Here is a 20,034-nt window from a genome sequence, read left to right as displayed (position 1 = left end):
ACCCTTGCCGTCCTTACCCGTAGAGGCAGTCACGCAGCCGTGTCAGCCCGTGCCGCATTTCTTGTTCTGGGGCGACCATCGCGACGCGGATATAGCCCGCGCCGGGATTTTCGCCGTTCACGTCGCGCGAAAGATAGGCCCCGGGCAGCACCCGGACCCCGGTTTCGCGCCAGGCCTTGAGCGCGGCGGCCTCGCCATCCTCGACGGGCAGCCACAGGAAGAACCCCGCCTGGGGCGGGTGATAGCCGGGCACATCGCCGAACAGTTCGTCGGCGATGGCGTATTTGCGCTGGTACAGCGCGCGGCTTGCCACGACATGCGCCTCGTCCGCCCAGACCTTTTCGGCCACCCGCTGCAACGGCAGGGGCATGGGCGCGCCGGCATAAGCGCGCAACTGGCGAATGCGGCGCAGGCTTTCCGGCCCGCCCGCGCAGAACCCCGAGCGCAGCCCCGGCAGGTTCGACCGTTTCGACAGCGAGTGGAAGATGACCACCCGTTCCGGGTCGGCGCCGATTTCGCGGGCCACCTCAAGCGCACCGGGGGGCGGGGTGTCGCGGTAGACCTCGGAATAGCATTCGTCGGCGAAGACCTGGAAATCGTGCTTTTCGGCCAGCCGAAGAAGGTCGGCCCAATAGGCCCGGTCGGCCACCGCGCCCTGCGGGTTCGAGGGCGAGCAGAGATAGGCGATGGCGGTGCGGTTCAGGATTTCAGGGTCCAGCGCAGCGTAATCGGGCAGGAACCCGGTTTCGGCGGTCGCGGGCACGTAGACCGGGTCGGCGGCGACGGCGAGGGCCGCCACCGCGTAGACCTGGTAGAACGGGTTCGGCGTCAGGATGACGGGCCGCTTGCCCGCCTTTTCCTCGGGGCACAGCGCGAGGGCGGCGTTGAACAGCCCCTCGCGCGTGCCGTTCAGCACGGTGATCCGGGTGTCGGGGTCGATCATCACGCCATAGCGCCGCGCCAGCCAGTCGGAAATCGCGCTCAGCAGTTCGGGCGTGCCGTCATTCGGGGGATACTTGCCGAATTCATGCGCGTGCTGCGCGATCACGCCCGCCACCCAGTCGGGGAAGGCGTGCTGTGGCTCGCCGATGGTCATGTGCACGGGCGCGCCGCCGGGGCCGTGGCAATCCAACAGACGCCGCAGCCGCGGGAACGCGTATTCTGGCAGGTTCGAGAACCGCTCGGGAAAGGTCATGGACCCCAATCTGTATTTACTGCCTCGGATCGGGGTCGTCTTGATGCGCCCCGTTTGCCCGCAACGATACCGGCAGGAATGGCCCCGGTCCAGAAAACGCCCCGGCCCGCGCGGCTTGCGGGGCGAAGTTGTGGCATTTAGGCCAGCGCCGCCTCGGCCGCCGTGCCCAGGCGCAGCAGCCGTTCCTCGGACATGGGCGGCCCCATCAGGGAAACCCCGGTGGACGGTACGCCGGCCGGAAGCGTCAGCACAGCCAGCCCCATCAGGTTGCCGATGCGGGTATTGCGCAGGGTCATCAGGTTCTCGGCGACGAAGAATTCGGGGTCGGCCAGCAGCCTGTCGACGGACGGCGGCAGGATCGGGCAGGTCGGCACCAGCACCGCGTCGAAGCCCGCCGTCGCCGCCGCATAGGCCGCGCGCAGCCGGTCGAGTGTCTGCCAGGCGGCCACGTAATCGGCGCCCGAGAAATCGCGCCCGCCGCGGAAGCGTTTGAGAATCTCGGGATACATCTTGTCGGGCGCGGCCTCGATGGTGGCCCCCCAGGTGCCATAGGCCTCGGTCGCGAACAGAACGCCGGACAGGGCCATCGCCTCGGCCACCTCTGGGATTTCGCCCCGCACGATCGTCGCGCCCGCCTGGGCCAGCCGGTCCACGGCGTGTTCAAAGCCCGCGGCGGGGGCGTCGCGGATATCGTCGAAGGCCGCGGTTTCCAGCACCATGAGCCGCGTGCCTTTCAGCGTCGCCCCTCTCAAATCGGCCGGTTTTTCCCCCTCCAGCGCGGCCAGCAGCAGGGCGGCATCCTCGACATTGCGGGTCAGTGGGCCGACCGTGTCGAACCGGGCGCACAGCGGGACCACACCGGTCAGCGGCAGCCGTCCGGCCCCGGTTTTCAGCCCCACGAGGTCGTTCCAGACCGCGGGCACGCGCACCGACCCGCCGGTGTCGGACCCGATCCCCGCCGCCGCCAGCCCGAACGCCACCGAGGCCGCCGCCCCCGAAGATGACCCCCCCGGCGCGGCGCCCGTGTCATGGATGTTGGGCGGTGTGGCGGTGACGGGGTTCACCCCCAGCCCGGAAAAGGCCAGTTCGGTCATTTGGGTCTTGCCCAGGCAGACGAGGCCCGCGGCGGTCGCGTTGGCCAGAACCTCGGCGTCGCGGTCGGGCACGCGGCCCGCCAGAAGCGCCGAGCCCGCCTCGGTCGCCACGCCCGCACTGTCGAACAGGTCTTTCCACGAGATCGGCACCCCGTCGAGCGGCCCCAGCCTGTGCCCGGTTTTCGCGCGGGTGCGCGCGGCCTCGGCCTCGGCCAGGGCGCGGGTGCGGGTCAGGCGGGCATAGATGCGGTCGGCATGGTCATGCGCCGCGATGGCATCGAGGAAGGCCGCTGCCAGCTCCACCGGGTCGATCTGGCCCGCGCCGATCCCCCGGCCCAACGCGCCCGCGCTCATCTTCAGCCAGTCACCCGTCATCGCCTGCCCCCTTGGTCCGGTGTCGGCGCGAGGCTAGCGGGCGCCGCGCTTATGGACAATCCCGCCCGCGCGGCCATATAGCGAAGCATGGCATTCGATAGCGATATCCTGATCGTCGGCGGGGGGCTTAACGGTCCCGCGCTGGCGCTTGCGCTGGCCCAGGGCGGGCTGTCCGTGACCGTGATCGACGCGCTGCCCGAAGACGCGCGCGCGGGCGAGCGTTTCGACGGGCGGGCCTATGCGCTGGCGCTGGCCTCGATGCGGCTTTTGAAGGCGATCGGCATCTGGGAGGGTGTGCACCACCAGAGCCAGCCGATCCTGGAGATCGTCGCGTCCGACGGGCGCGCGGGCGAGGGGCCGGCGCCGTTCTTCCTGGATTTCCACCATGGCGAGATCGAGGAAGGCCCGATGGGCTATATGCTGGAGGACCGCTATCTGCGCCGGGCCTTCCTGGACGCCATGGCGGCAAGTCCGCGGATCACCACGGTGTCGGGGGAAACCGTTGTGGAACAGGAGGTTGACGCGACGGGGGCGACGGTGACGCTGGCCTCGGGCGGCAGGCTGAGGGGCCGGGTCCTGGTGGGTTGCGACGGGCGGAAATCGGGCACGGCGGAACGGGCCGGGATCAAGCGGACCGGGTGGGATTACGGGCAGACGGCACTGGTTTGCGCCATCGCGCATGAGCACCCCCATAACGGCGCCGCGCATCAATTCTTCATGCCGGCGGGGCCCTTGGCGATCCTGCCCTTGCCGGGCAATCGTTGTTCCATCGTGTGGAGCGAGACCCATGCCAACGCCGCCGCGATCCAGGCGCTGGACGATGACGGATACCTGGCCGCGCTGCGGCCGCGGTTCGGGGATTTCCTGGGGGAAATCGCGCTGGAGGGGGAGCGGTTCACCTATCCGCTGAACCTGACCATCGCCAATGAATTCGTCGCTAACCGATTGGCATTGCTGGGAGATGCGGCGCATGGGGTGCATCCGATCGCGGGGCAGGGGCTGAACCTGGGGCTGCGCGACGTGGGCGCGCTGGCCGAGGTGCTGGTCGATGCGCGGCGCCGGGGCGAGGATATCGGCGCCATCGACGTGCTGGAACGCTACCAGACCTGGCGGCGGTTCGACACGGCGCTGATGGCGGTCGGGACGGACGCGGTCAACAAGCTGTTTTCAAACGACAATCCGGTGCTGCGGCTGGGCCGAGACCTGGGGTTGGGGGTGGTCAACGCGCTGCCCGGACTGCGCCGCCGGTTCATCCGCGAGGCGGCGGGGCTGACCGGCGATCTGCCGCGGCTGATGACCGGCCGGCCGCTGTGACGCACCGCCCGGACGGGCCGGAATCGGCGATATGAATCGCATATGATTCCCATATGAATCGCATATGACTCCGATATGAGGTTTCGCCCGGCCGCCCCCGGCGCCAGCGCGCCCGCGACCCGGCACTGGCGCATGTCCACACGCGCCGCCGCGCGGTCCTGTCCAAGGTCCGAATAAAGGGTGCCGTGGGCACATCCGGCGCCGGGGCCGGGGGCTGCGCCCCCGGCCATTTGAGTATTTGAACCAAGAAAAAGACCGGGGGACGTGATGGGCGGGCCTCAGTCCAGTTGCCGCGCCTCGTCGACCAGCATGATCGGGATGCCGCCGCGGATCGGGAAGGCGAGGCCCGCGGCCTTGGACACCAGTTCCTGGTGCGCCGCGTCATAGGCCAGCGGTGCGTGGGTCACCGGGCAGACCAGCGATTCAAGCATCTTGCGGTCGGAATGGGGCGTTTCGGTCACTGCATCGTCTCCTCGTCGGTGCCGCTTCTGAGTGCGAACTCGATCAGCGTGACCAATGTCTCGCGCCGCGTGGTCAGCGACGGCGCCTCGAGAAGCGCCTGCTTGTCCTCGGGGGCGAAGGGGCACAGCATGGACAGCGAGTTGATCAGAAGCTCGTCCTCTGCCTCCTGCAGGCTGTCCCAGTCGGTGGCAAGGCCCCGGCTTGCGAAAAACCGCCGCAGCAGGTCCATGAACCGGGTGCGGTCGAAGCTGTCATCGTCCTCGCCGCCGCCCAGGTCGCGGGCAAACCCGTCCCAGGACACGTCGGCCTTGAGATAGGGGGTAAAGCCCGACATCTCGCGCGTGATGCGATAGCGCGATACGCCCGAAAGCGTGATCATGTAGCGCCCGTCCTCGGTTTCCGAGAAGGCGGTCACGCGGCCCGCGCAGCCGATGGCATGCAGCCTGCGTTCGCCGCCGCCGGGCACCTCGCGCGGCTGGATCATGCCGATCAGGCGTTGCGGGGTCTTCAGCGCATCGTCGAGCATCGCGAGGTAGCGCGGCTCGAAGATATGGAGCGGCAACCGGGCGCGCGGCAGCAAGAGCGCGCCCGGAAGCGGGAAGACGGGGATGGTGTCGGGCAGGTCGGCCGATGAAAACATATAGGGCAAGCTAGGCCGACCCAACGGTCAGGCAAATATCATCGACGACAGTTTTCGCCGGCCCTTGAGAACGATCGGGTCCTGCGGTTTCAGCGCGTCGAAAATGGTGAACAACTGGGCCTTGGCCGCGCCTTCGTTCCATTCGCGGTCGCGGCGGAACAGTTCCAGCAATTCGTCGACCGCCGCCTCGACCTCGCCCGAGGCGTGCAGGGCCTTGGCCAGGTCGAACCGCGCCTGGTGATCGTCGGGGTCATGGTCGACGGCGGCACGCAGATCGGCCACCGGGCCGGCATCGGCGGCCTGGCGCGCCAGTTCCAGCTGGGCGCGGGCGGCCTCGACCTCGGGCGATTTCGCGATCTCGGCCGGCACCGAGGCCAGAAGCCCCTCGGCCTGGTCGGTCTCGCCCAGGGCCAGGTGCGCGCGGATCAGCCCGCCATAGGCGCCGGCGTGGTTCGGATCCTCGCCCAGGATGGCGGCAAAGGTCTGCGCGGCATCGACCACGGCGCCCTCGGCCAGCATCTGTTCGGCGGCCTCCAGCGCCTCGCCCAGGCCGCCATCGCCCGCCGCGCCGGCGATGCGGTCGACGAAGGCCTTGATCTCGGATTGCGGCAGCGCGCCCTGGAACCCGTCCAGCGGCTGGCCCTGGAAGAAGGCATAGACCGTGGGGATCGACTGGATGCGCAGTTGCGCCGCGATCTGCTGGTTCTCGTCGACATTGACCTTGACCATTTTCACGCGGCCCTTGGCCTCGGTCACGGCCTGTTCCAGCATCGGGCCCAGCGTCTTGCACGGGCCGCACCAGGGCGCCCAGAAATCAACGATCACCGGCACCTCTTTCGAGGCCTCGATCACGTCCTGCATGAAGGTCGCTTCGGTGATGTCCTTGATCAGGTCGCCCTGCGGCTGGGCGCCGCCGGTGTTGCCGCCAAGTTCCAGCATGTCGTCGTCTCCGCGTTATCGGCGATTTCGCGCCTTATATGAGCTTTGCCGCGCAAAACCCAAGGGTGAATCCTAAAGATCGAAGCTGGCGAAGACCGGCGCGTGGTCCGAGGGCTGGTCCCAGCCGCGAACGGCGCGCAGGATGCGGCTGGAATGCGCCGCGGCGGCGATGTCGGACGAGGCCCAGACATGGTCGAGCCGCCGGCCCTTGTCGGCGGCGTCCCAGTCGCGGGCGCGGTAGGACCACCAGGAATACAGCTGTCCCTGGGGGATGTCGGCGCGGGTGACATCGACCCAGTGGCCGGCCTGTTGCGCGTCGGCCAGGTGGTCGACCTCGATCGGCGTGTGGCTGACCACCTTGAGCAGTTGCTTGTGCGACCAGACGTCATCCTCGCGGGGCGCGATATTCAGGTCGCCCACGAGGATCGCCCGTTCGGGGCGGCTGTCGCGGAACCAGTCGCGCATGTCGGTGAGGTAGTCGAGCTTCTGGCCGAACTTCTCGTTCACCGCGCGGTCGGGCACGTCGCCGCCCGCGGGCACGTAGAAATTGTGGATCGTGGTGCCGTTCTCCAGCCGCGCGGCGACGTGGCGGGCATGGCCCAGCCCCGCGAAATCCAGCTCGCCCGCATCCTCCAGCGGCAGTTTCGACAGGATCGCGACGCCATTGTACCCCTTTTGCCCGCGGGCGACGACGTGGCCGTAGCCCAAGGCCCGGAATGTCTCCAGCGGCATCTTCTCGACCGGGCTCTTGCATTCCTGCAGGCACAGGATATCCGGCGCCTCCTCGGTCAGCAGGCGTTTGACCAGCGGCTCGCGCAGGCGGATCGAGTTGATGTTCCAGGTGGCGAGGGTAAAGGGCATCGGCGTCTCCGTTCGGGGCGGTTCGGCGCAAGCTAGTGTCCGGGGCGTCGGGCCTCAAGTCGAAGGCGCGCGCGTTAACAGATGGGCAACCCGTGGATGCGACAACGGACAGAGCCCCAGAAACGGATAGACCGCATGCCCCTGGACCCCGGATTCGACCGGCGCGAGAACGACGTCTACCTGAATGCCCTGGTCACCACCGGCGAGGTGCTGGGCCGCGACATCGTCGAGGTCGCGGGCTTTCTGGACGACCTTGAATCGTCGGCCGAGGCGCAGCTTGGCCATATCGAGGCCGCGCGCGCGGCCGCGGCCATGGTCGCGGAGGCCAACGCCCGCGTGCAGGACGCCGTCGACGAGGTCACCCGCTCGGCCGAGGAAACGCTGGAGGCGGTGTCGGGCTCGGCCACGCTGTTGCGCGACACCGGGCATCAAAGCCAGAATCTGGCGACCTGGGTGCAATCGGTCGATTCGCGGATGGCCGACGTGGTGGGCACGCTGAGCTCGGTCCACGACTCGAACGCCGAGATCGTGAGTATCTCGAAACAGGTGAACATCCTGGCCATCAACGCCAAGATCGAGGCAGTGCGGGCGGGCGACGCGGGCCGCGGGTTCGCCGTGGTGGCCGAGGCGATCAACCAGCTGTCGCACCAGACCGCCACCGCGGCGGACAAGATTTCCAAGGCGGTCGAGGGGCTGCGCGAGACGATCGAGACCCTGCAGACCGAGGCGGGCACCGCGGCCGGGGATGCGGGCGCCGTGCTGTCGGCGGCCACCGAAACCGACCAGATGCTGGGGCGGATGACCGGCTCGGTCGAGGTGACACGTTCTTCGGCGGTGGATATCGCGGCACGGGCGGACGAGGTGCGCGCCGCCAACGAGAGTTTCGCCCCCTATTTCCACGAACTGATCGGCACCACGCAAAAGACCGCCCAGGGCGTCAAGGACGCCCGCGCCCAGGTCGACGGGCTGGTGGCGATGGGCGAATCGGTGGTGCAGAACTCGGTGCTGGCGGGCGCGTCGCATGCCGATTCCGCGCTGATCGACTTCGTGCGCCAGGCCGCGGGCCAGATCGGCCAGTTGTTCGAAAAGGCGATCGAGACCGGCCGCATCCGCGCCGAGGCGCTGTTCGACCAGCGCTACGTGGCGATTCCGAATACCGACCCGCAGCAGGTCATGGCGCCCTACACGGACCTGACCGATGCCGTGCTGCCCGCGATCCAGGAACCCGCGCTGGATTTGGACCCGCGCATCGTGTTTTGCGCGGCGGTGGACCGGAACGGCTATCTGCCGACGCATAACCGCACGTATTCCCAGCCGCAGGGCAACGACCCGGTGTGGAACACCGCCAACTGCCGCAACCGGCGCATCTTCGACGACCGGGTGGGCCTGCGCGCGGGCCAGTCGCGCGAGCCGTTCCTGCTGCAGGTCTATCGCCGGGACATGGGCGGCGGGCAGTTCGCCCTGATGAAGGACCTGTCCGCCCCGATCGAGGTGAAGGGGCGGCACTGGGGCGGGCTGCGTCTGGCCTACCGGTTCTGAGCCGCGCGCCCGCGCCGCGCCCGGATCAGGCGACCAGCCTGTAGCCGCCCGATTCCGTGACCAGCAGCCGCGCGTTCGAGGGATCGGGCTCGATCTTCTGGCGCAGGCGGTAGATATGGGTTTCCAGCGTGTGGGTCGTCACCCCCGCGTTATATCCCCAGACCTCGTGCAACAGCACGTCGCGCGCCACCACGCCCTCGGAGGCGCGGTAGAGATACTTGAGGATGTTGGTTTCCTTCTCGGTCAGGCGGATCTTGCGGTCGTCCTCGGTGATCAGCATCTTCATCGACGGCTTGAAGGTATACGGCCCCAGCTGGAACACCGCGTCCTCGGATTGTTCGTGCTGGCGCAGCTGGGCGCGGATGCGGGCCAAGAGCACGGGGAACTTGAACGGCTTGGTCACGTAATCGTTGGCGCCGGCGTCCAGCCCCAGGATCGTGTCGGCATCGCTGTCATGGCCCGTCAGCATCAGCACCGGGCACTTGACGTTCTGCTTGCGCATCAGCCGGCACAGCTCGCGCCCGTCGGTATCGGGCAGCCCCACGTCGAGGATCACCAGGTCGTAGATCGCGGCCTTGGCCTTTTCCATCGCCTCGGCGCCGGTGCCCGCTTCGAACACGTCGAAATCCTCGGTCATCACCAACTGTTCGCTCAGCGCCTCGCGCAGGTCGTCGTCGTCGTCCACCAGCAGGATTTTCTTCAGGGTGCTCATCGGGTTCCCTCCTCTGTGTTGTGGCGCTGAGATGTCGCGGACCGGTCCGTGCACAAGATTTGCAACAGGGTTTTCACGCAAGCGTGTGGCGGGGAAGGGAATTGTTTCATATCTGTCGGATTTGGCGCTAGACCCGGGCGCACGGAAAGGATCGCCCATGCCCCTTGGCCCCGACAGTACCGAACGGATCGCCCGCGCCCGCGGCGACTTGCGCATGGGCGTGCCCGTGGTGGTGGGCGGCCTGGTGGTGGCCGCGGCCGAGACGCTGACGCCCGACAGGCTGACGGCGCTGCGGGGCCTGGGCGGCGCGGTGCTGGCGATCACGGCGCGGCGGGCGGCGACGCTGAAGGCGCGGCCCTATGACGGCGACATCGCCCGGCTGCGCCTGCCCGAGGACGTGGGCCCCGACTGGGTGCGGTCGGTGGCCGAACCCGCCGACGACCTGGCCAAGCCATTGCTGGGGCCGTTCGTGGCGTTGCGCGGCGGTGACGCGGCGGCGCACCGGGCGGCGATCGGCCTGGCGAAATCCGCGCAGCTGCTGCCCGCGGTCCTGGCGGTCGAGGTGGCCGACCCGACGGCGCTGGCCGATGCGGAGGGGTTGACGCGGGTGACCCTGGCCGAGGCGGCCGCCGCGCTGGCCGAGGAAACGCACCTGGCCGAGGTGGTTTCGGCCCGCGTGCCGCTGGCGGTGTCCCGGGCCGGGCGCGTGCACGTCTTTCGCCCCGCCGATGGCAGCGAGGAACATTACGCCGTCGAGATCGGTAGCCCGCCGCGCGCCGAGCCGGTTCTGGCACGGCTGCATTCGGCGTGCTTCACCGGCGATCTTCTGGGCAGCCTGAAATGCGATTGCGGCGCGCAGCTGAACGCGGCGCTGGCGCAGATGGGGGCCGAGGGCGCGGGGGTTCTGCTGTACCTGAACCAGGAGGGGCGCGGCATCGGCCTTGCCAACAAGATGCGCGCCTATTCGTTGCAGGACCAGGGGTTCGACACGGTCGAGGCGAACCACCGGCTGGGTTTCGAGGATGACGAGCGCGATTTCCGCATCGGCGCGGCGATCCTGCGCGAGATGGGGTTTTCCGCGGTGCGGCTGATGACCAACAACCCCGCCAAGATCGAGATGATGCGCGCGAACGGGATCGAGGTGACCGACCGCGTGCCGCTGAAGGTCGGGCACACGGCCGAGAATGCCCGTTACCTGGCCACCAAGGCCGAGAAATCCGGGCACCTGTTATAGGGCGCGCCTAGCCCTGGTGCGGCGGGCGCATCTGGCGAATCGCATCCTCGATCGCGCGCCAGGTCTTGGCCTCGTCCGCCTCGCCTGCGGCCTCGTGGGCGGCGGCCTTCTGCGCCGCCTCGGCCTGGGCCTTGTCGCCATGGGCGTTGAGGAGAGAGCGGGCGTATTCCATCACCTTGGCCGTTTCCATCTCGAACCTCCGTTGTTGCGGTCATGCGGGCGATGCCCGCGGGCGACAGACTAACACGGGCCGGGGGGCTTGCGCTTGATGGGGGTCAAGACCGGGCTTTCGCCGCACCCGTGGCTGGGGCAAGCTGTCGGCATGACACGCGACGACCTTGTGCTGACGCCCACCCACCTGCGCTTTGCCGGGCGCCGGTTTCCGCGCGCCATCGGGCGCGGCGGGGTGACGGGGGACAAGCGCGAGGGGGACGGCGCGACGCCCAGGGGCGTGCACCGGATCGTGGGGATGCTGTATCGCCCCGACCGGATGGCGCCGCCCGCCGACTGGGCGGTGCCGATCGGGCCGTCGGACCTGTGGTCGGACGATCCGGGCCACGAGGATTACAACCTGATGGTTCGCGCGCCCTATCCCCATAGCCACGAACGGCTGCGCCGGGCGGACCCCTTGTATGATCTGGTGCTGATCACCGACTGGAACTGGCCGCGGGCGGAACGGGGGCGCGGTTCGGCGATCTTTCTGCACCGCTGGCGCAAGCCGCGCCACCCGACCGAGGGTTGCATCGCGCTGCGGCCCGAGCATTTGCGCTGGATCGCGGCGCGGCTGCGCCATGGCGGACGTCTGATCGTGCCGTAAGCGCGGGTGCCCTAGCCGTAGCTGCGTTCGCCGAAAATGGCGGACCCCACACGCACATGGGTCGCGCCCAGCGCGATGGCCTGTTCGAAATCGCCGCTCATGCCCATGGACAGGCCCGAAAGCCCGTTGCGTTCCGCGATCTTTGCCAACAGCGCGAAATGCAGCGACGGCGTTTCGTCCACCGGCGGGATGCACATCAGCCCCCGCACGGGCAGGTCCATCGCGCGGCACTCGGCCACGAAATCGTCGGCCTCGCCCGGCAGGACACCCGCCTTTTGCGGTTCCTCGCCGGTGTTGACCTGGATGAACAACTCGGGGCAGGCGCCGCGTTCCTGGGCGTGGTCGGCCAGCCGGCGGGCCAGCTTGATCCGGTCGAGCGAATGGATCGCGTCGAACAGTTCGACCGCGGGCCGCGTCTTGTTGCTTTGCAGCGGGCCGACGAGGTGCAGTTCGACGCCCGCGAAGCGTTCCATGAGCTCGGGCCACTTGCCCTGCGCCTCTTGCACCTTGTTCTCGCCGAAGATGCGGTGCCCGGCCTGCAGCACGGCCTCGACCCGTTCCAGCGGCTGCACCTTGGATATGGCGATCAGCGTCACCGAACCGGGGGCACGCCCCGCCTCGGCCTCGGCCTTTGCCACGCGGTCACGAATCTCTTCAAGGCTCATGGTTTTCCCTCTTCGACGGCATCGCCCAGCGCGGTTATCAGCGGGGCCAGTTCGTCGCCATAGCGTTCCCACGCCTTCATCGACGAGGCATAGATCGGCTGGCGCACCTGGTGCAGGCTGAGCGTGGCCACGCGGCGCCGGGTCTTGTGAAAGTTCAGACACCCCTCCTCCCAGTCCAGCCCGCAGGCGGCGATCAGCGCGCGGGCCTGGGGTTCGGGGTCGGCGACGAGATCCTCGTAGCGGATTTCGTGGAAACCGCCGGGCATGCGGTCACGCCAGAAATCGACGGTTTCCAGGAACATGCGGTAATAGAGGCCGAGGTCGCGCAGGTCGTAGGCATAGCGATGCGTGCCCTCGGCGAAGATGTTCTTGTAGATCGACAGGCAGGTGTCGCGCGGGTCGCGGTGGACGACGACGATGCGCGCATTGGGCAGCGCGAGGCGCACCAGACCCGCCACCATGTAGGTCTGGATCGACTTGTCGGTGACGATGTCGGACCCAGGCAGGCGCATGCGGAAATGCGCCTCGATCGCGCGGCCGAAGGCGGAGATTTCGTCATCGGACAGGTCGGTGACGGGGCGCAACCCGCCCGCGCCGTCGGACAGCAGCCGCATCGCCTCGGGCATGACGAAGCCCAGCTCGCCGCCGCCGGTGACGCGGGAATGGCTGGCCACGATCTGTTCGACCAGCGTGGTGCCGGACCGCGGCATGCCGGTGACGAAGATCGGCGCGTAATCGGGGGCGTTCGCGATGCGCCGCGCGGTGAAATCGGTGCCCGCGCAGGCCGCTTTCAGCGCGTCGATCTCGGCCCGGCGTTCGGCGATGTCATAGGGGAACAGCTTGCGCATCAGGGCGTTGGCCGGGTGCAGATAGGCGAAAACGCGGTCGTGGCGGCCGGTATCCTCCATCGCCTTGGCGAGGGCAAAGCCCAGGTTCATGCGGCTGTGGTCGGTCAGGTCGCCGCGCGCCCAAAGCGTTTCCATCTCGGCGATGAGCGGGTCGGAATCGGTCAGCTTGCGGGTCTGGACCATCAGGCGGTAGGGCTCGCCATTGCCCGGCGCAAGCTCGATGGCGCGGCGGAATCCGGCCTCGGCCTCGTCGAAGCGGCCCATCTGCTGAAGCTGGATCGCGCGGCGGCCATGCACCTCGGCGCGGTCGGGGGCGGCGGCAAGGGCGGCGTCATGGGCGGCCAGCGCGTCGTCGGGGCGGCCGGCGCCGTCGAGTGCGCGGGCCTGGGCGGCATAGGTGTCGGCGCGGCGGTCGCCCAGGGCGATGGCCTGCGCAAAGGCATCGGCGGCGGCGGCGAAATCCTTGGCACGCAACAGGGTCTGGCCCAGAAGGCGCTGGACCTCGGCGGATTTGGGGTGGGTTTCGGTGGCCTCGCGCAACTGCTGCGCGGCCTCGGCCAGGTCGCCGGTTTCGGCGAGGAAGCGGGCAAAGGCCAGCCGGCTTTCGAGGAACCCGGGGTCGAGGCGCAGCGCATCCTGAAAGGCGGCGCGGGCCTCGGGGCGGTGGCCAAGGCGTGCCAGCGCGTTGGCGTGGATGTCGGCCAGCAGGGCCACGCCGGGGTGGCGGGCGCGCAGGTCGGCGGCGCGGGCGGCGGCGGTTTGGAACTCGCCGGAATTGACCAGCCCGATCAGCGCCTGGACCTGGTCGGGCGGCGCGTCGCCCAGGGCCGGGGCGGGGCCGCCCGAGAGAGCCTCGCGCACGCGGGACAGCAGGTCGGCGGGCGGTTTCGCGGCCTTGAGCTTTTTCTGGAAGGCGCGGGTGCGGGCCTTGTCGCCCAGCGCGGCGACGGCCTGGGCATATGCCAGCCAGATCGCGGGTTCGCCGGGTTTGGCATCCGCCGCGCGGTCGAGATGCTGGACCGCGCGCTTGGCCGCGCCGCGGGCCAGCGCGATGCGGCCCATCTGGAACAGCGCCTCGGGCTGGCGGGGGCGGGCGGCCAGAACCTGGCGCAGGCGGGTCTCGGCCCCGTCAAGATCGCCGGCGGCCTGGCGCGCGACGGCCTGGCGGTAGAGTTGGGCGATCTGTGTCGGGTCTGTCGGGGGCATGGGCGCGGGGTTCCGGGGGTGTCCGGGCGGGCCATAGCACGGGGCGGGCGGCTTGTCGATTTGCCGCCCCACAAAGGAAAAGAGCGGGCACAAAGGCCCGCTCTTCCCTAGTCGAAAAGTCTTGCGACTTAGAACGACATCGCCACGCCGAACGACCAGCTTTCGGTGTCATCACCGTCGCCATAGCCGAACTGCATGACGGCACCGCCGCCGAGATCGTAGTTCACGAGCAGGCCGTAGCCGTCGGTGTCGTCGCCAGCGTTAACTTCACGGTCGAAGTCGCCGTAGTTCGCCGCGAAGGTCCAAGCATTCATGGTGTAGGCAACGCCGACACCCCAGTGTTCAATGTCGGAGTCCGCCGCATCCGCGTTGAAGTTCGAGTAGTTCAGACCAGCCTGGAAGCCGTTGCCGAAATCACCCGTCAGCGAGATGCCCCAGATGTCGCCACCCTGATCGGCATCGTCATTCCAGCTGGTGTAGCCGAGGCCAACGCCAACTTCCACGCCGGTGAACTGGCCGGCCCAGGTAACGCCGATGGCGTAGATCATGTCGGAGTCGTCGCCGACGAGATCCTGACCGTCATTCTCCTGCTCGAGCGACGCCGAGAAGCCGAAGTCGCCGAACGCGTAGTCGTAGCGCAGGATCTGGTTGTCGCCGTCTTCATCCGCCGGCAGGCCGAAGCCGTCAAAGCCGCTGTTGCCGCTGAAACCGGCATGTTCGGTTTCGTCGTCGGCAATCGAGCCACCGGCCAGCGCGACTTCCGACATCACCTTGTCGAAGGCGCCATCGGTTTCACCCAGGGTCAGGGTGCCGAAGTTGCCCGAGATGAACACGAACTCGTTGTCGGTGTTGACACCGTCGTTCATGTCTTCGTCGCCGGCGTCGTCGAGTTCGACGTTCATGCCGAAGGTCAGGCCGTTGTCGGTCTCACCCGAACCCACGATCTTGATCGTGAAGTCGGAGTGGAAGCGCGTCTTGTCTTCGGTAACGGCCGGGTCCGTATCAGCGTAGCGATCGCCACCTTTGATACCCATTTCGGCCGAGCCGGTGATGGTGATTTCCGCAGCGGCCATACCGGCCGAGAAGGCCAGGGCGGTCGACGCAAGGAGAACCTTTTTCATGGTTTTTCCCTCATTCGGTTAAGATGCACCTCAGGCCGGAGCATCCGATCTGAGTATGTTGTGGGTTTCGCTCTTGCCCCCCCGAATTGCAAGGCGCTCGGAAGGGGGGGCGGAACGCTGCCCCTGATTGATGCAGCAATGCCACACCGCCCGGCGCCCCAAGCAAACGTGGCCAAAGGGAAAAACCTTGTCCGCCTTTGCCGCCTCGGCTAAGACCGCCCAAGGACAAAGAGGGCGCAGGCCATGACCTTCCACCGCATCGCCCGCGGGGCATTGATCGGGACCATCGCTGTCGGGCTGTCGGGCTGTGGCGGCGGGCTGGGCGGGATGTTCGGCGGCCAGTCCGAGCCCCGCGTTCTGACGCCCGAGGAAAGCGCCGAGCGCCAGTCGGCCCGCGATGCCAATATCGCGCGGCAATACGAGAATACCCCCATGGCCGAGATCGAGCGGGACCGCGCGCGGCGCGGGTCGATCTTTGACCTGTTCACCAATGCCGACGATCCGAACACCACGGTCGAGGTGAACAAGTACCTCTGGCAGGCCTCGCTGGAGGTTCTGAACTTCTTGCCGATTCGGTCGGTCGATCCGTTTTCGGGCGTGATCGTCACGGGGTACGGCACGCCGCCGGGCGGGGGCCGTGCCTATCGCGCGACCGTCTATGTGCAGGACCCGGCGCTGGATGCGCGCTCGCTCAAGGTGGCGCTGCAATCGCGCGGCGGGCCGGTCGACGCGGCCACCGTGCGCGCGGTCGAGGACGCGATCCTGACCCGGGCACGCCAGATCCGCATCCGCGACAGCAAGCTTTAGGCCGCACTGGACGCCACGTCCCGCGGCGACTATTCACGACGCCGGGCCAGCGGGCCCGGCGTTTTACTTTCGACGAGGACGGACAGCATGGCGCGCTATGACCCCAGCGAGATCGAGCCCAGGTGGCAGGCCGCCTGGGAGGCCGACGGCACCTTTGCCGCGACACGCGAGGAGGGGCGGCCGAAGTATTACGTGCTGGAGATGTTCCCCTATCCGTCCGGGCGCATCCACATGGGGCATGTGCGCAACTACACCATGGGCGACGTGGTGGCGCGGTACAAATCTTCGTGCGGATTCAGCGTGTTGCACCCGATGGGCTGGGATGCGTTCGGGATGCCCGCGGAAAACGCCGCGATGGAGCGGGGCGGCCATCCCAGGGACTGGACCTATGGCAACATCGCCGACATGCGCGCGCAGATGAAGCCCTTGGGTCTGTCGATCGACTGGAGCCGCGAATTCGCCACCTGCGACCCCGAATATTACGGCCAGCAGCAGGCGATGTTCATCGACTTCCTCGAGGCGGGGCTGGTCTATCGCAAGAACGCCACCGTGAACTGGGACCCGGTGGACATGACGGTTCTGGCCAACGAGCAGGTGATCGAGGGCAAGGGCTGGCGGTCGGGCGCCCCGGTGGAACGGCGCGAGCTGACGCAGTGGTTCTTCAAGATCTCGGATTTCGCCGAGGAATTGCTGGAGGCGCTGGACGGGCTGGAGAACTGGCCCGAGAAGGTCAAGCTGATGCAGCGCAACTGGATCGGCAAGTCGCGCGGGTTGCAGATGGCGTTCGGTCTGGTCGACGGGCCCGAGGGATTCGACCGGGTCGAGGTTTACACCACGCGGCCCGACACGCTGATGGGGGCAAGCTTCATCGGGATTTCGCCCGATCACCCGCTGGCCCGCGCGCTGGAGCGGGACACCCCCGAGGTGGCCGCGTTCTGCGCCGAGTGCCGGCGGATGGGCACGTCGGAGGAGGAACTGGAAACCGCCGAGAAGAAGGGCTTCGACACCGGGCTGAAGGTGCGCCATCCCTTTGACGAGGCGTGGGAATTGCCGGTCTACATCGCCAATTTCATCCTGATGGACTATGGCACCGGGGCGATCTTCGGCTGCCCGGCGCATGACCAGCGCGACCTGGATTTCGCGCGGAAATACGGGCTGCCGGTGACCGATACCTTCGTCGCGCTGGAGGGCGGCGCACCGGTGGGCGATGTGGCGTTCGTGCCGCCCAAGACCGAAAAGGTCCGCTGGCTGAAAGCGTTCGCCTGGGACGAGGTGGCGACCGGCGAAGAGGCCGTGGATGCCGCGATTCGGTTCTGCGAGGAAAACGGCGTGGGCCAGGGCGTGACCAAGTTCCGCCTGCGCGACTGGGGGCTGTCGCGGCAACGCTATTGGGGCTGTCCGATCCCGGTGGTGCATTGCGACGCCTGCGGCGTGGTGCCCGAGAAGAAGGAAAACCTGCCGGTCGAGCTGCCCTATGACGTGAGTTTCGACAAGCCGGGCAACCCGCTGGACCGCCACCCGACATGGCGCGACTGCGCCTGCCCGAAATGCGGCGCGCCTGCGAAACGCGAAACCGACACGATGGATACCTTCGTGGATTCCTCGTGGTATTTCGCCCGCTTCACCGCGCCCCACGCGGCCACGCCCACCGACATGGCCGAGGCCGAGTACTGGATGAATGTCGACCAGTATATCGGCGGGATCGAGCACGCGATTTTGCACCTGCTGTATTCGCGGTTCTTCGCGCGCGCCATGCAGATCACCGGCCACCTGCCCGAGAAGGCCCGCGAACCGTTCGACGCGCTGTTCACCCAAGGGATGGTGACGCACGAAATCTACATGACCCGCGACGACAAGGGCCGTCCGGTCTATCACCTGCCCGAGGATGTCGAGGGCGGAAAGCTGAAGGCCACGGGCGAGCCGGTCGAGATCGTGCCCTCGGCCAAGATGTCGAAATCGAAGAAGAACGTCGTCGACCCGGTCAGCATCATCGAAAGCTATGGCGCCGATACCGCGCGCTGGTTCATGCTGTCGGACAGCCCGCCCGAGCGCGACGTGGAATGGACCGCCGCCGGTGCCGAGGCGGCGTTCAAGCACCTGGGCCGGGTCTGGCGCATCGCGCAGGGCATCGTCGAAGAGATGGAAAGCGGGGGCGGCATCGCCGCCTACGAATCGGAAGGTGAAGGCGCGGCGACAGATGGGGGAGACACCCTGGACCTGCGCCGCGCCCTGCACCGGACGATCCATGATGTGACGATGGGGATCGAAAGCTTTGGCTTCAATACCTCGGTCGCGAAATTGTACGCCTTTACCAACGTTTTGGCCAAATCGAAGGCCGCGCTTGCCGCGCGGCGAGAAGCCGCGATGGTCATGGCGCAGCTGATGGCCCCGATGACCCCGCACCTGGCCGAGGAAATCTGGGCCATGCTGGGTGGCGAGGGGCTGATCGCGAATGCGCCCTGGCCGAAGGCCGACCCCGCGCTGCTGGTCGAGGATACCGTGACGCTGCCGATCCAGATCAATGGCAAGCGGCGGTCGGAACTGAAGGTCGCCAAGGACCTGCCCAAGGACGAGGTTGAAAAGCTGGTGCTTGCCGACGATGCTGTGATCAAGGCGCTGGCGGGCGGCGCCCCGAAAAAGCTGATCGTCGTGCCGGGGCGCATCGTCAATGTCGTCATCTGATCGCCGCACTTTCCTGTTGGGCCTGGGCGCGCTGGCGCTGGGCGGTTGCGGCTTTCGCCCGGCCTATGGCCCCGGCGGGGTGGCCGGCGACCTGCGCGGCCGGGTTGCGATCGACGCCCCCGACACGCGCAACGGTTTTGCCCTGGTGGCGCGGCTGGAAGAACGGCTGGGCCGGGCCGAGGCGCCGGTCTACCGGCTGAGCTATCGCATCGCGCTGGACCGCGAATCCCTGGGCATCACCGGGTCGCAGGAAACCACGCGCTATACCGTGCTGGGGGAATTGACCTATCAGCTGCGCGCGCTGGACAGCGGCGCGGTTGTGGACTCGGGCATGGTGACGGCCTTCAGTGCCTATTCCGCGAGCGGCACGACCGTGGCCACCCGCGCGGCCGAAAACGATGCCGTTGAGCGGTTGATGGTGATGCTGGCCGACCAGCTGGTGACGCGGCTGGTCGCGACGGCGGGCGTCCGGGCGCGATGAAGCTGTCGCCCCGCGAGGCGGCGCGCTATTTCGCCCGGCCCGAGCCCGACCGGGCGGGGGTGCTGATCTATGGCCCCGACGCGATGCGGGTGGCGCTAAAACGGCAGGAGGCGATCGCCAAGCTGCTGGGCCCCAATGCCGAAGAGGAAATGCGCCTGACGCGGATGGGCGCGGGCGATCTGCGAGGCGACAAGGCGGCGCTGACCGACGCGATCAAGGCGCGCGGGTTCTTTCCCGGGCCGCGCGTGGTGTTCCTGGAAGAGGCCAATGACGGCATCGCCGACACCGTGATCGCGGCGCTGGGCGACTGGCAGCCGGGCGATGCGCAACTGGTGGTGACGGCGAAGCAGCTGACCCCGCGTTCGGCCCTGCGCAAGGGGTTCGAGTCGCATCCGAACGCCTATGCCGTGGCGATCTACGACGACCCGCCGGGCCGCGACGAGATCGAGGCGATGCTGGCCAAGGCCGGGCTGACCGGCATCGACCGGGCGGCGATGGGCGCGCTGACCGACCTGGCCGGACAACTGGATCCCGGTGATTTCCGCCAGACGGTGGAAAAGCTGTCGCTTTACAAGCTGGGGGACGCGGCGCCCCTCACCCCCGAGGACGTGGCCGCCTGCGCGCCCCGCTCGACCGAGGCCGAGGCCGACGAGTTGATTCACGTTGTGGCCGAGGGCCGGATGACCGCGGTCGGCCCGCTGTTGCAGCGGCTGGAGGCGCAGGGGGTGACGCCGGTGACGCTGTGCATCGCGGCAACGCGCCATTTCCGGGCGCTGCATGCCGCCGCCTGCGATCCGGCCGGGCCGGCCCAGGGCATCGCCCGGCTGCGCCCGCCGGTGCATTTCAAGGCGCGCGACCGGATGGTGCGCCAGGCCCAGGCCTGCGGGGTGGCCCGGCTGGAACAGGCGCTTGGCCTGCTGATCGACACCGACCTGCAGTTGCGGTCCTCGCAGCGGGCGCCGCAGATGGCGCTGATGGAGCGCTGCCTGATCCGGCTGGCCCGGCTGGTCGCGCCGCGGTCTTGACGATGGCCGCGATTGCT

Annotated in this window: 19 protein-coding genes; 8 read left to right on the top strand and 11 right to left on the bottom strand. The window is 68.2% G+C overall.

Annotated features, from left to right (window positions below):
- Positions 1–13: 13 nt before the first annotated feature.
- Both EV662_RS12745 and EV662_RS12740 read right to left on the bottom strand, forming a co-directional pair.
- Complete coding sequence (locus EV662_RS12745) at positions 14–1,195, bottom strand: aminotransferase class I/II-fold pyridoxal phosphate-dependent enzyme (protein ID WP_132463006.1); 1,182 nt, start codon at positions 1,193–1,195, stop codon at positions 14–16.
- A gap of 137 nt (positions 1,196–1,332) precedes the next feature.
- Positions 1,333–2,664, bottom strand: a complete 1,332-nt coding sequence (locus tag EV662_RS12740) for an amidase (RefSeq protein WP_132463003.1) — start codon at positions 2,662–2,664, stop codon at positions 1,333–1,335.
- Positions 2,665–2,751: 87 nt separating this feature from the next.
- Here EV662_RS12740 and EV662_RS12735 point away from each other — a divergent pair, with 87 nt between their 5' ends.
- Positions 2,752–3,978, top strand: coding sequence for an FAD-dependent monooxygenase (locus EV662_RS12735; RefSeq protein WP_132463000.1), 1,227 nt, complete (start codon positions 2,752–2,754; stop codon positions 3,976–3,978).
- A 278-nt stretch (positions 3,979–4,256) separates the two neighbouring features.
- Here EV662_RS12735 and EV662_RS12730 read toward each other — a convergent pair whose 3' ends face one another.
- The 4 genes from EV662_RS12730 to EV662_RS12715 all read right to left on the bottom strand — a co-directional run bounded on the left by EV662_RS12730 (position 4,257) and on the right by EV662_RS12715 (position 6,880).
- The gene (locus tag EV662_RS12730; protein ID WP_132463445.1) at positions 4,257–4,409 is read right to left on the bottom strand and encodes a Trm112 family protein; all 153 of its coding nucleotides are present in this window, start codon (positions 4,407–4,409) and stop codon (positions 4,257–4,259) included.
- Between the two features lie 26 nt (positions 4,410–4,435).
- Complete coding sequence (locus EV662_RS12725) at positions 4,436–5,080, bottom strand: LON peptidase substrate-binding domain-containing protein (protein WP_132462997.1); 645 nt, start codon at positions 5,078–5,080, stop codon at positions 4,436–4,438.
- A gap of 27 nt (positions 5,081–5,107) precedes the next feature.
- Positions 5,108–6,019: a thioredoxin gene (gene trxA / locus EV662_RS12720; protein WP_132462994.1), complete on the bottom strand. Its 912-nt coding sequence runs from the start codon at positions 6,017–6,019 to the stop codon at positions 5,108–5,110.
- Between the two features lie 72 nt (positions 6,020–6,091).
- Positions 6,092–6,880 (bottom strand): exodeoxyribonuclease III, encoded by a 789-nt coding sequence (locus EV662_RS12715; RefSeq protein ID WP_132462991.1) that lies wholly within the window; start codon positions 6,878–6,880, stop codon positions 6,092–6,094.
- A 135-nt stretch (positions 6,881–7,015) separates the two neighbouring features.
- Here EV662_RS12715 and EV662_RS12710 point away from each other — a divergent pair, with 135 nt between their 5' ends.
- Positions 7,016–8,419 carry a methyl-accepting chemotaxis protein gene (locus EV662_RS12710; RefSeq protein ID WP_132462989.1) on the top strand — a complete coding sequence of 468 codons (1,404 nt, stop codon included), beginning with the start codon at positions 7,016–7,018 and terminating at the stop codon, positions 8,417–8,419.
- A 25-nt stretch (positions 8,420–8,444) separates the two neighbouring features.
- On the opposite strand, the gene EV662_RS12705 is transcribed toward EV662_RS12710, so the two are convergent.
- The gene (locus EV662_RS12705; RefSeq protein WP_132462986.1) at positions 8,445–9,131 is read right to left on the bottom strand and encodes a response regulator transcription factor; all 687 of its coding nucleotides are present in this window, start codon (positions 9,129–9,131) and stop codon (positions 8,445–8,447) included.
- A gap of 157 nt (positions 9,132–9,288) precedes the next feature.
- Between EV662_RS12705 and ribA the strand changes: the two genes are divergently transcribed.
- The gene (gene ribA / locus EV662_RS12700; protein ID WP_132462984.1) at positions 9,289–10,365 is read left to right on the top strand and encodes a GTP cyclohydrolase II; all 1,077 of its coding nucleotides are present in this window, start codon (positions 9,289–9,291) and stop codon (positions 10,363–10,365) included.
- A gap of 7 nt (positions 10,366–10,372) precedes the next feature.
- Here ribA and EV662_RS12695 read toward each other — a convergent pair whose 3' ends face one another.
- Positions 10,373–10,555: a hypothetical protein gene (locus tag EV662_RS12695; RefSeq protein ID WP_132462982.1), complete on the bottom strand. Its 183-nt coding sequence runs from the start codon at positions 10,553–10,555 to the stop codon at positions 10,373–10,375.
- Between the two features lie 132 nt (positions 10,556–10,687).
- On the opposite strand from EV662_RS12695, the gene EV662_RS12690 reads away from it, so the two are divergent.
- Positions 10,688–11,182 (top strand): L,D-transpeptidase family protein, encoded by a 495-nt coding sequence (locus EV662_RS12690; RefSeq protein WP_132462980.1) that lies wholly within the window; start codon positions 10,688–10,690, stop codon positions 11,180–11,182.
- Between the two features lie 11 nt (positions 11,183–11,193).
- Here EV662_RS12690 and EV662_RS12685 read toward each other — a convergent pair whose 3' ends face one another.
- From EV662_RS12685 to EV662_RS12675, 3 genes are all read right to left on the bottom strand, one after another.
- Positions 11,194–11,847, bottom strand: coding sequence for a YggS family pyridoxal phosphate-dependent enzyme (locus tag EV662_RS12685; protein ID WP_132462977.1), 654 nt, complete (start codon positions 11,845–11,847; stop codon positions 11,194–11,196).
- Positions 11,844–13,901, bottom strand: coding sequence for a tetratricopeptide repeat-containing sulfotransferase family protein (locus EV662_RS12680; protein ID WP_132462974.1), 2,058 nt, complete (start codon positions 13,899–13,901; stop codon positions 11,844–11,846). The genes EV662_RS12685 and EV662_RS12680 overlap by 4 nt, the downstream gene beginning before the upstream one ends.
- A 128-nt stretch (positions 13,902–14,029) precedes the next feature.
- Positions 14,030–15,022 (bottom strand): porin, encoded by a 993-nt coding sequence (locus tag EV662_RS12675; protein WP_132462971.1) that lies wholly within the window; start codon positions 15,020–15,022, stop codon positions 14,030–14,032.
- A 243-nt stretch (positions 15,023–15,265) separates the two neighbouring features.
- On the opposite strand from EV662_RS12675, the gene EV662_RS12670 reads away from it, so the two are divergent.
- The 4 genes from EV662_RS12670 (at position 15,266) to holA (ending at position 20,017) form a co-directional block, all read left to right on the top strand.
- On the top strand, positions 15,266–15,829 hold the full coding sequence (locus EV662_RS12670) for a DUF3576 domain-containing protein (RefSeq protein WP_132462968.1): 564 nt from the start codon (positions 15,266–15,268) through the stop codon (positions 15,827–15,829).
- An 87-nt stretch (positions 15,830–15,916) separates the two neighbouring features.
- On the top strand, positions 15,917–18,511 hold the full coding sequence (gene leuS, locus EV662_RS12665) for a leucine--tRNA ligase (protein ID WP_132462965.1): 2,595 nt from the start codon (positions 15,917–15,919) through the stop codon (positions 18,509–18,511).
- The gene (gene lptE / locus EV662_RS12660) at positions 18,498–18,992 is read left to right on the top strand and encodes an LPS assembly lipoprotein LptE (protein ID WP_132462962.1); all 495 of its coding nucleotides are present in this window, start codon (positions 18,498–18,500) and stop codon (positions 18,990–18,992) included. Before leuS ends, lptE begins: the two co-directional genes overlap by 14 nt.
- Positions 18,989–20,017, top strand: coding sequence for a DNA polymerase III subunit delta (gene holA / locus EV662_RS12655; RefSeq protein ID WP_132462959.1), 1,029 nt, complete (start codon positions 18,989–18,991; stop codon positions 20,015–20,017). Before lptE ends, holA begins: the two co-directional genes overlap by 4 nt.
- Positions 20,018–20,034 lie beyond the last annotated feature (17 nt).

The sequence above is a fragment of the Rhodovulum marinum genome, assembly GCF_004343075.1.
Classification (GTDB): Bacteria; Pseudomonadota; Alphaproteobacteria; order Rhodobacterales; family Rhodobacteraceae; genus Rhodovulum; species Rhodovulum marinum.
Note: the sequence above shows the minus strand (reverse complement) of the source record. Positions and strands in the feature narration are given on the sequence as shown.

What these genes read in the sequence shown, in the direction of transcription:
- EV662_RS12745 (WP_132463006.1), bottom strand. Translation starts at nt 1,195, where the DNA reads ATGACCTTTCCCGAGCGGTTCTCGAACCTGCCAGAATACGCGTTCCCG.
- EV662_RS12740 (WP_132463003.1), bottom strand. Translation starts at nt 2,664, where the DNA reads ATGACGGGTGACTGGCTGAAGATGAGCGCGGGCGCGTTGGGCCGGGGG.
- EV662_RS12735 (WP_132463000.1), top strand. Translation starts at nt 2,752, where the DNA reads ATGGCATTCGATAGCGATATCCTGATCGTCGGCGGGGGGCTTAACGGT.
- EV662_RS12730 (WP_132463445.1), bottom strand. Translation starts at nt 4,409, where the DNA reads ATGCTTGAATCGCTGGTCTGCCCGGTGACCCACGCACCGCTGGCCTAT.
- EV662_RS12725 (WP_132462997.1), bottom strand. Translation starts at nt 5,080, where the DNA reads ATGTTTTCATCGGCCGACCTGCCCGACACCATCCCCGTCTTCCCGCTT.
- trxA (WP_132462994.1), bottom strand. Translation starts at nt 6,019, where the DNA reads ATGCTGGAACTTGGCGGCAACACCGGCGGCGCCCAGCCGCAGGGCGAC.
- EV662_RS12715 (WP_132462991.1), bottom strand. Translation starts at nt 6,880, where the DNA reads ATGCCCTTTACCCTCGCCACCTGGAACATCAACTCGATCCGCCTGCGC.
- EV662_RS12710 (WP_132462989.1), top strand. Translation starts at nt 7,016, where the DNA reads ATGCCCCTGGACCCCGGATTCGACCGGCGCGAGAACGACGTCTACCTG.
- EV662_RS12705 (WP_132462986.1), bottom strand. Translation starts at nt 9,131, where the DNA reads ATGAGCACCCTGAAGAAAATCCTGCTGGTGGACGACGACGACGACCTG.
- ribA (WP_132462984.1), top strand. Translation starts at nt 9,289, where the DNA reads ATGCCCCTTGGCCCCGACAGTACCGAACGGATCGCCCGCGCCCGCGGC.
- EV662_RS12695 (WP_132462982.1), bottom strand. Translation starts at nt 10,555, where the DNA reads ATGGAAACGGCCAAGGTGATGGAATACGCCCGCTCTCTCCTCAACGCC.
- EV662_RS12690 (WP_132462980.1), top strand. Translation starts at nt 10,688, where the DNA reads ATGACACGCGACGACCTTGTGCTGACGCCCACCCACCTGCGCTTTGCC.
- EV662_RS12685 (WP_132462977.1), bottom strand. Translation starts at nt 11,847, where the DNA reads ATGAGCCTTGAAGAGATTCGTGACCGCGTGGCAAAGGCCGAGGCCGAG.
- EV662_RS12680 (WP_132462974.1), bottom strand. Translation starts at nt 13,901, where the DNA reads ATGCCCCCGACAGACCCGACACAGATCGCCCAACTCTACCGCCAGGCC.
- EV662_RS12675 (WP_132462971.1), bottom strand. Translation starts at nt 15,022, where the DNA reads ATGAAAAAGGTTCTCCTTGCGTCGACCGCCCTGGCCTTCTCGGCCGGT.
- EV662_RS12670 (WP_132462968.1), top strand. Translation starts at nt 15,266, where the DNA reads ATGACCTTCCACCGCATCGCCCGCGGGGCATTGATCGGGACCATCGCT.
- leuS (WP_132462965.1), top strand. Translation starts at nt 15,917, where the DNA reads ATGGCGCGCTATGACCCCAGCGAGATCGAGCCCAGGTGGCAGGCCGCC.
- lptE (WP_132462962.1), top strand. Translation starts at nt 18,498, where the DNA reads ATGTCGTCATCTGATCGCCGCACTTTCCTGTTGGGCCTGGGCGCGCTG.
- holA (WP_132462959.1), top strand. Translation starts at nt 18,989, where the DNA reads ATGAAGCTGTCGCCCCGCGAGGCGGCGCGCTATTTCGCCCGGCCCGAG.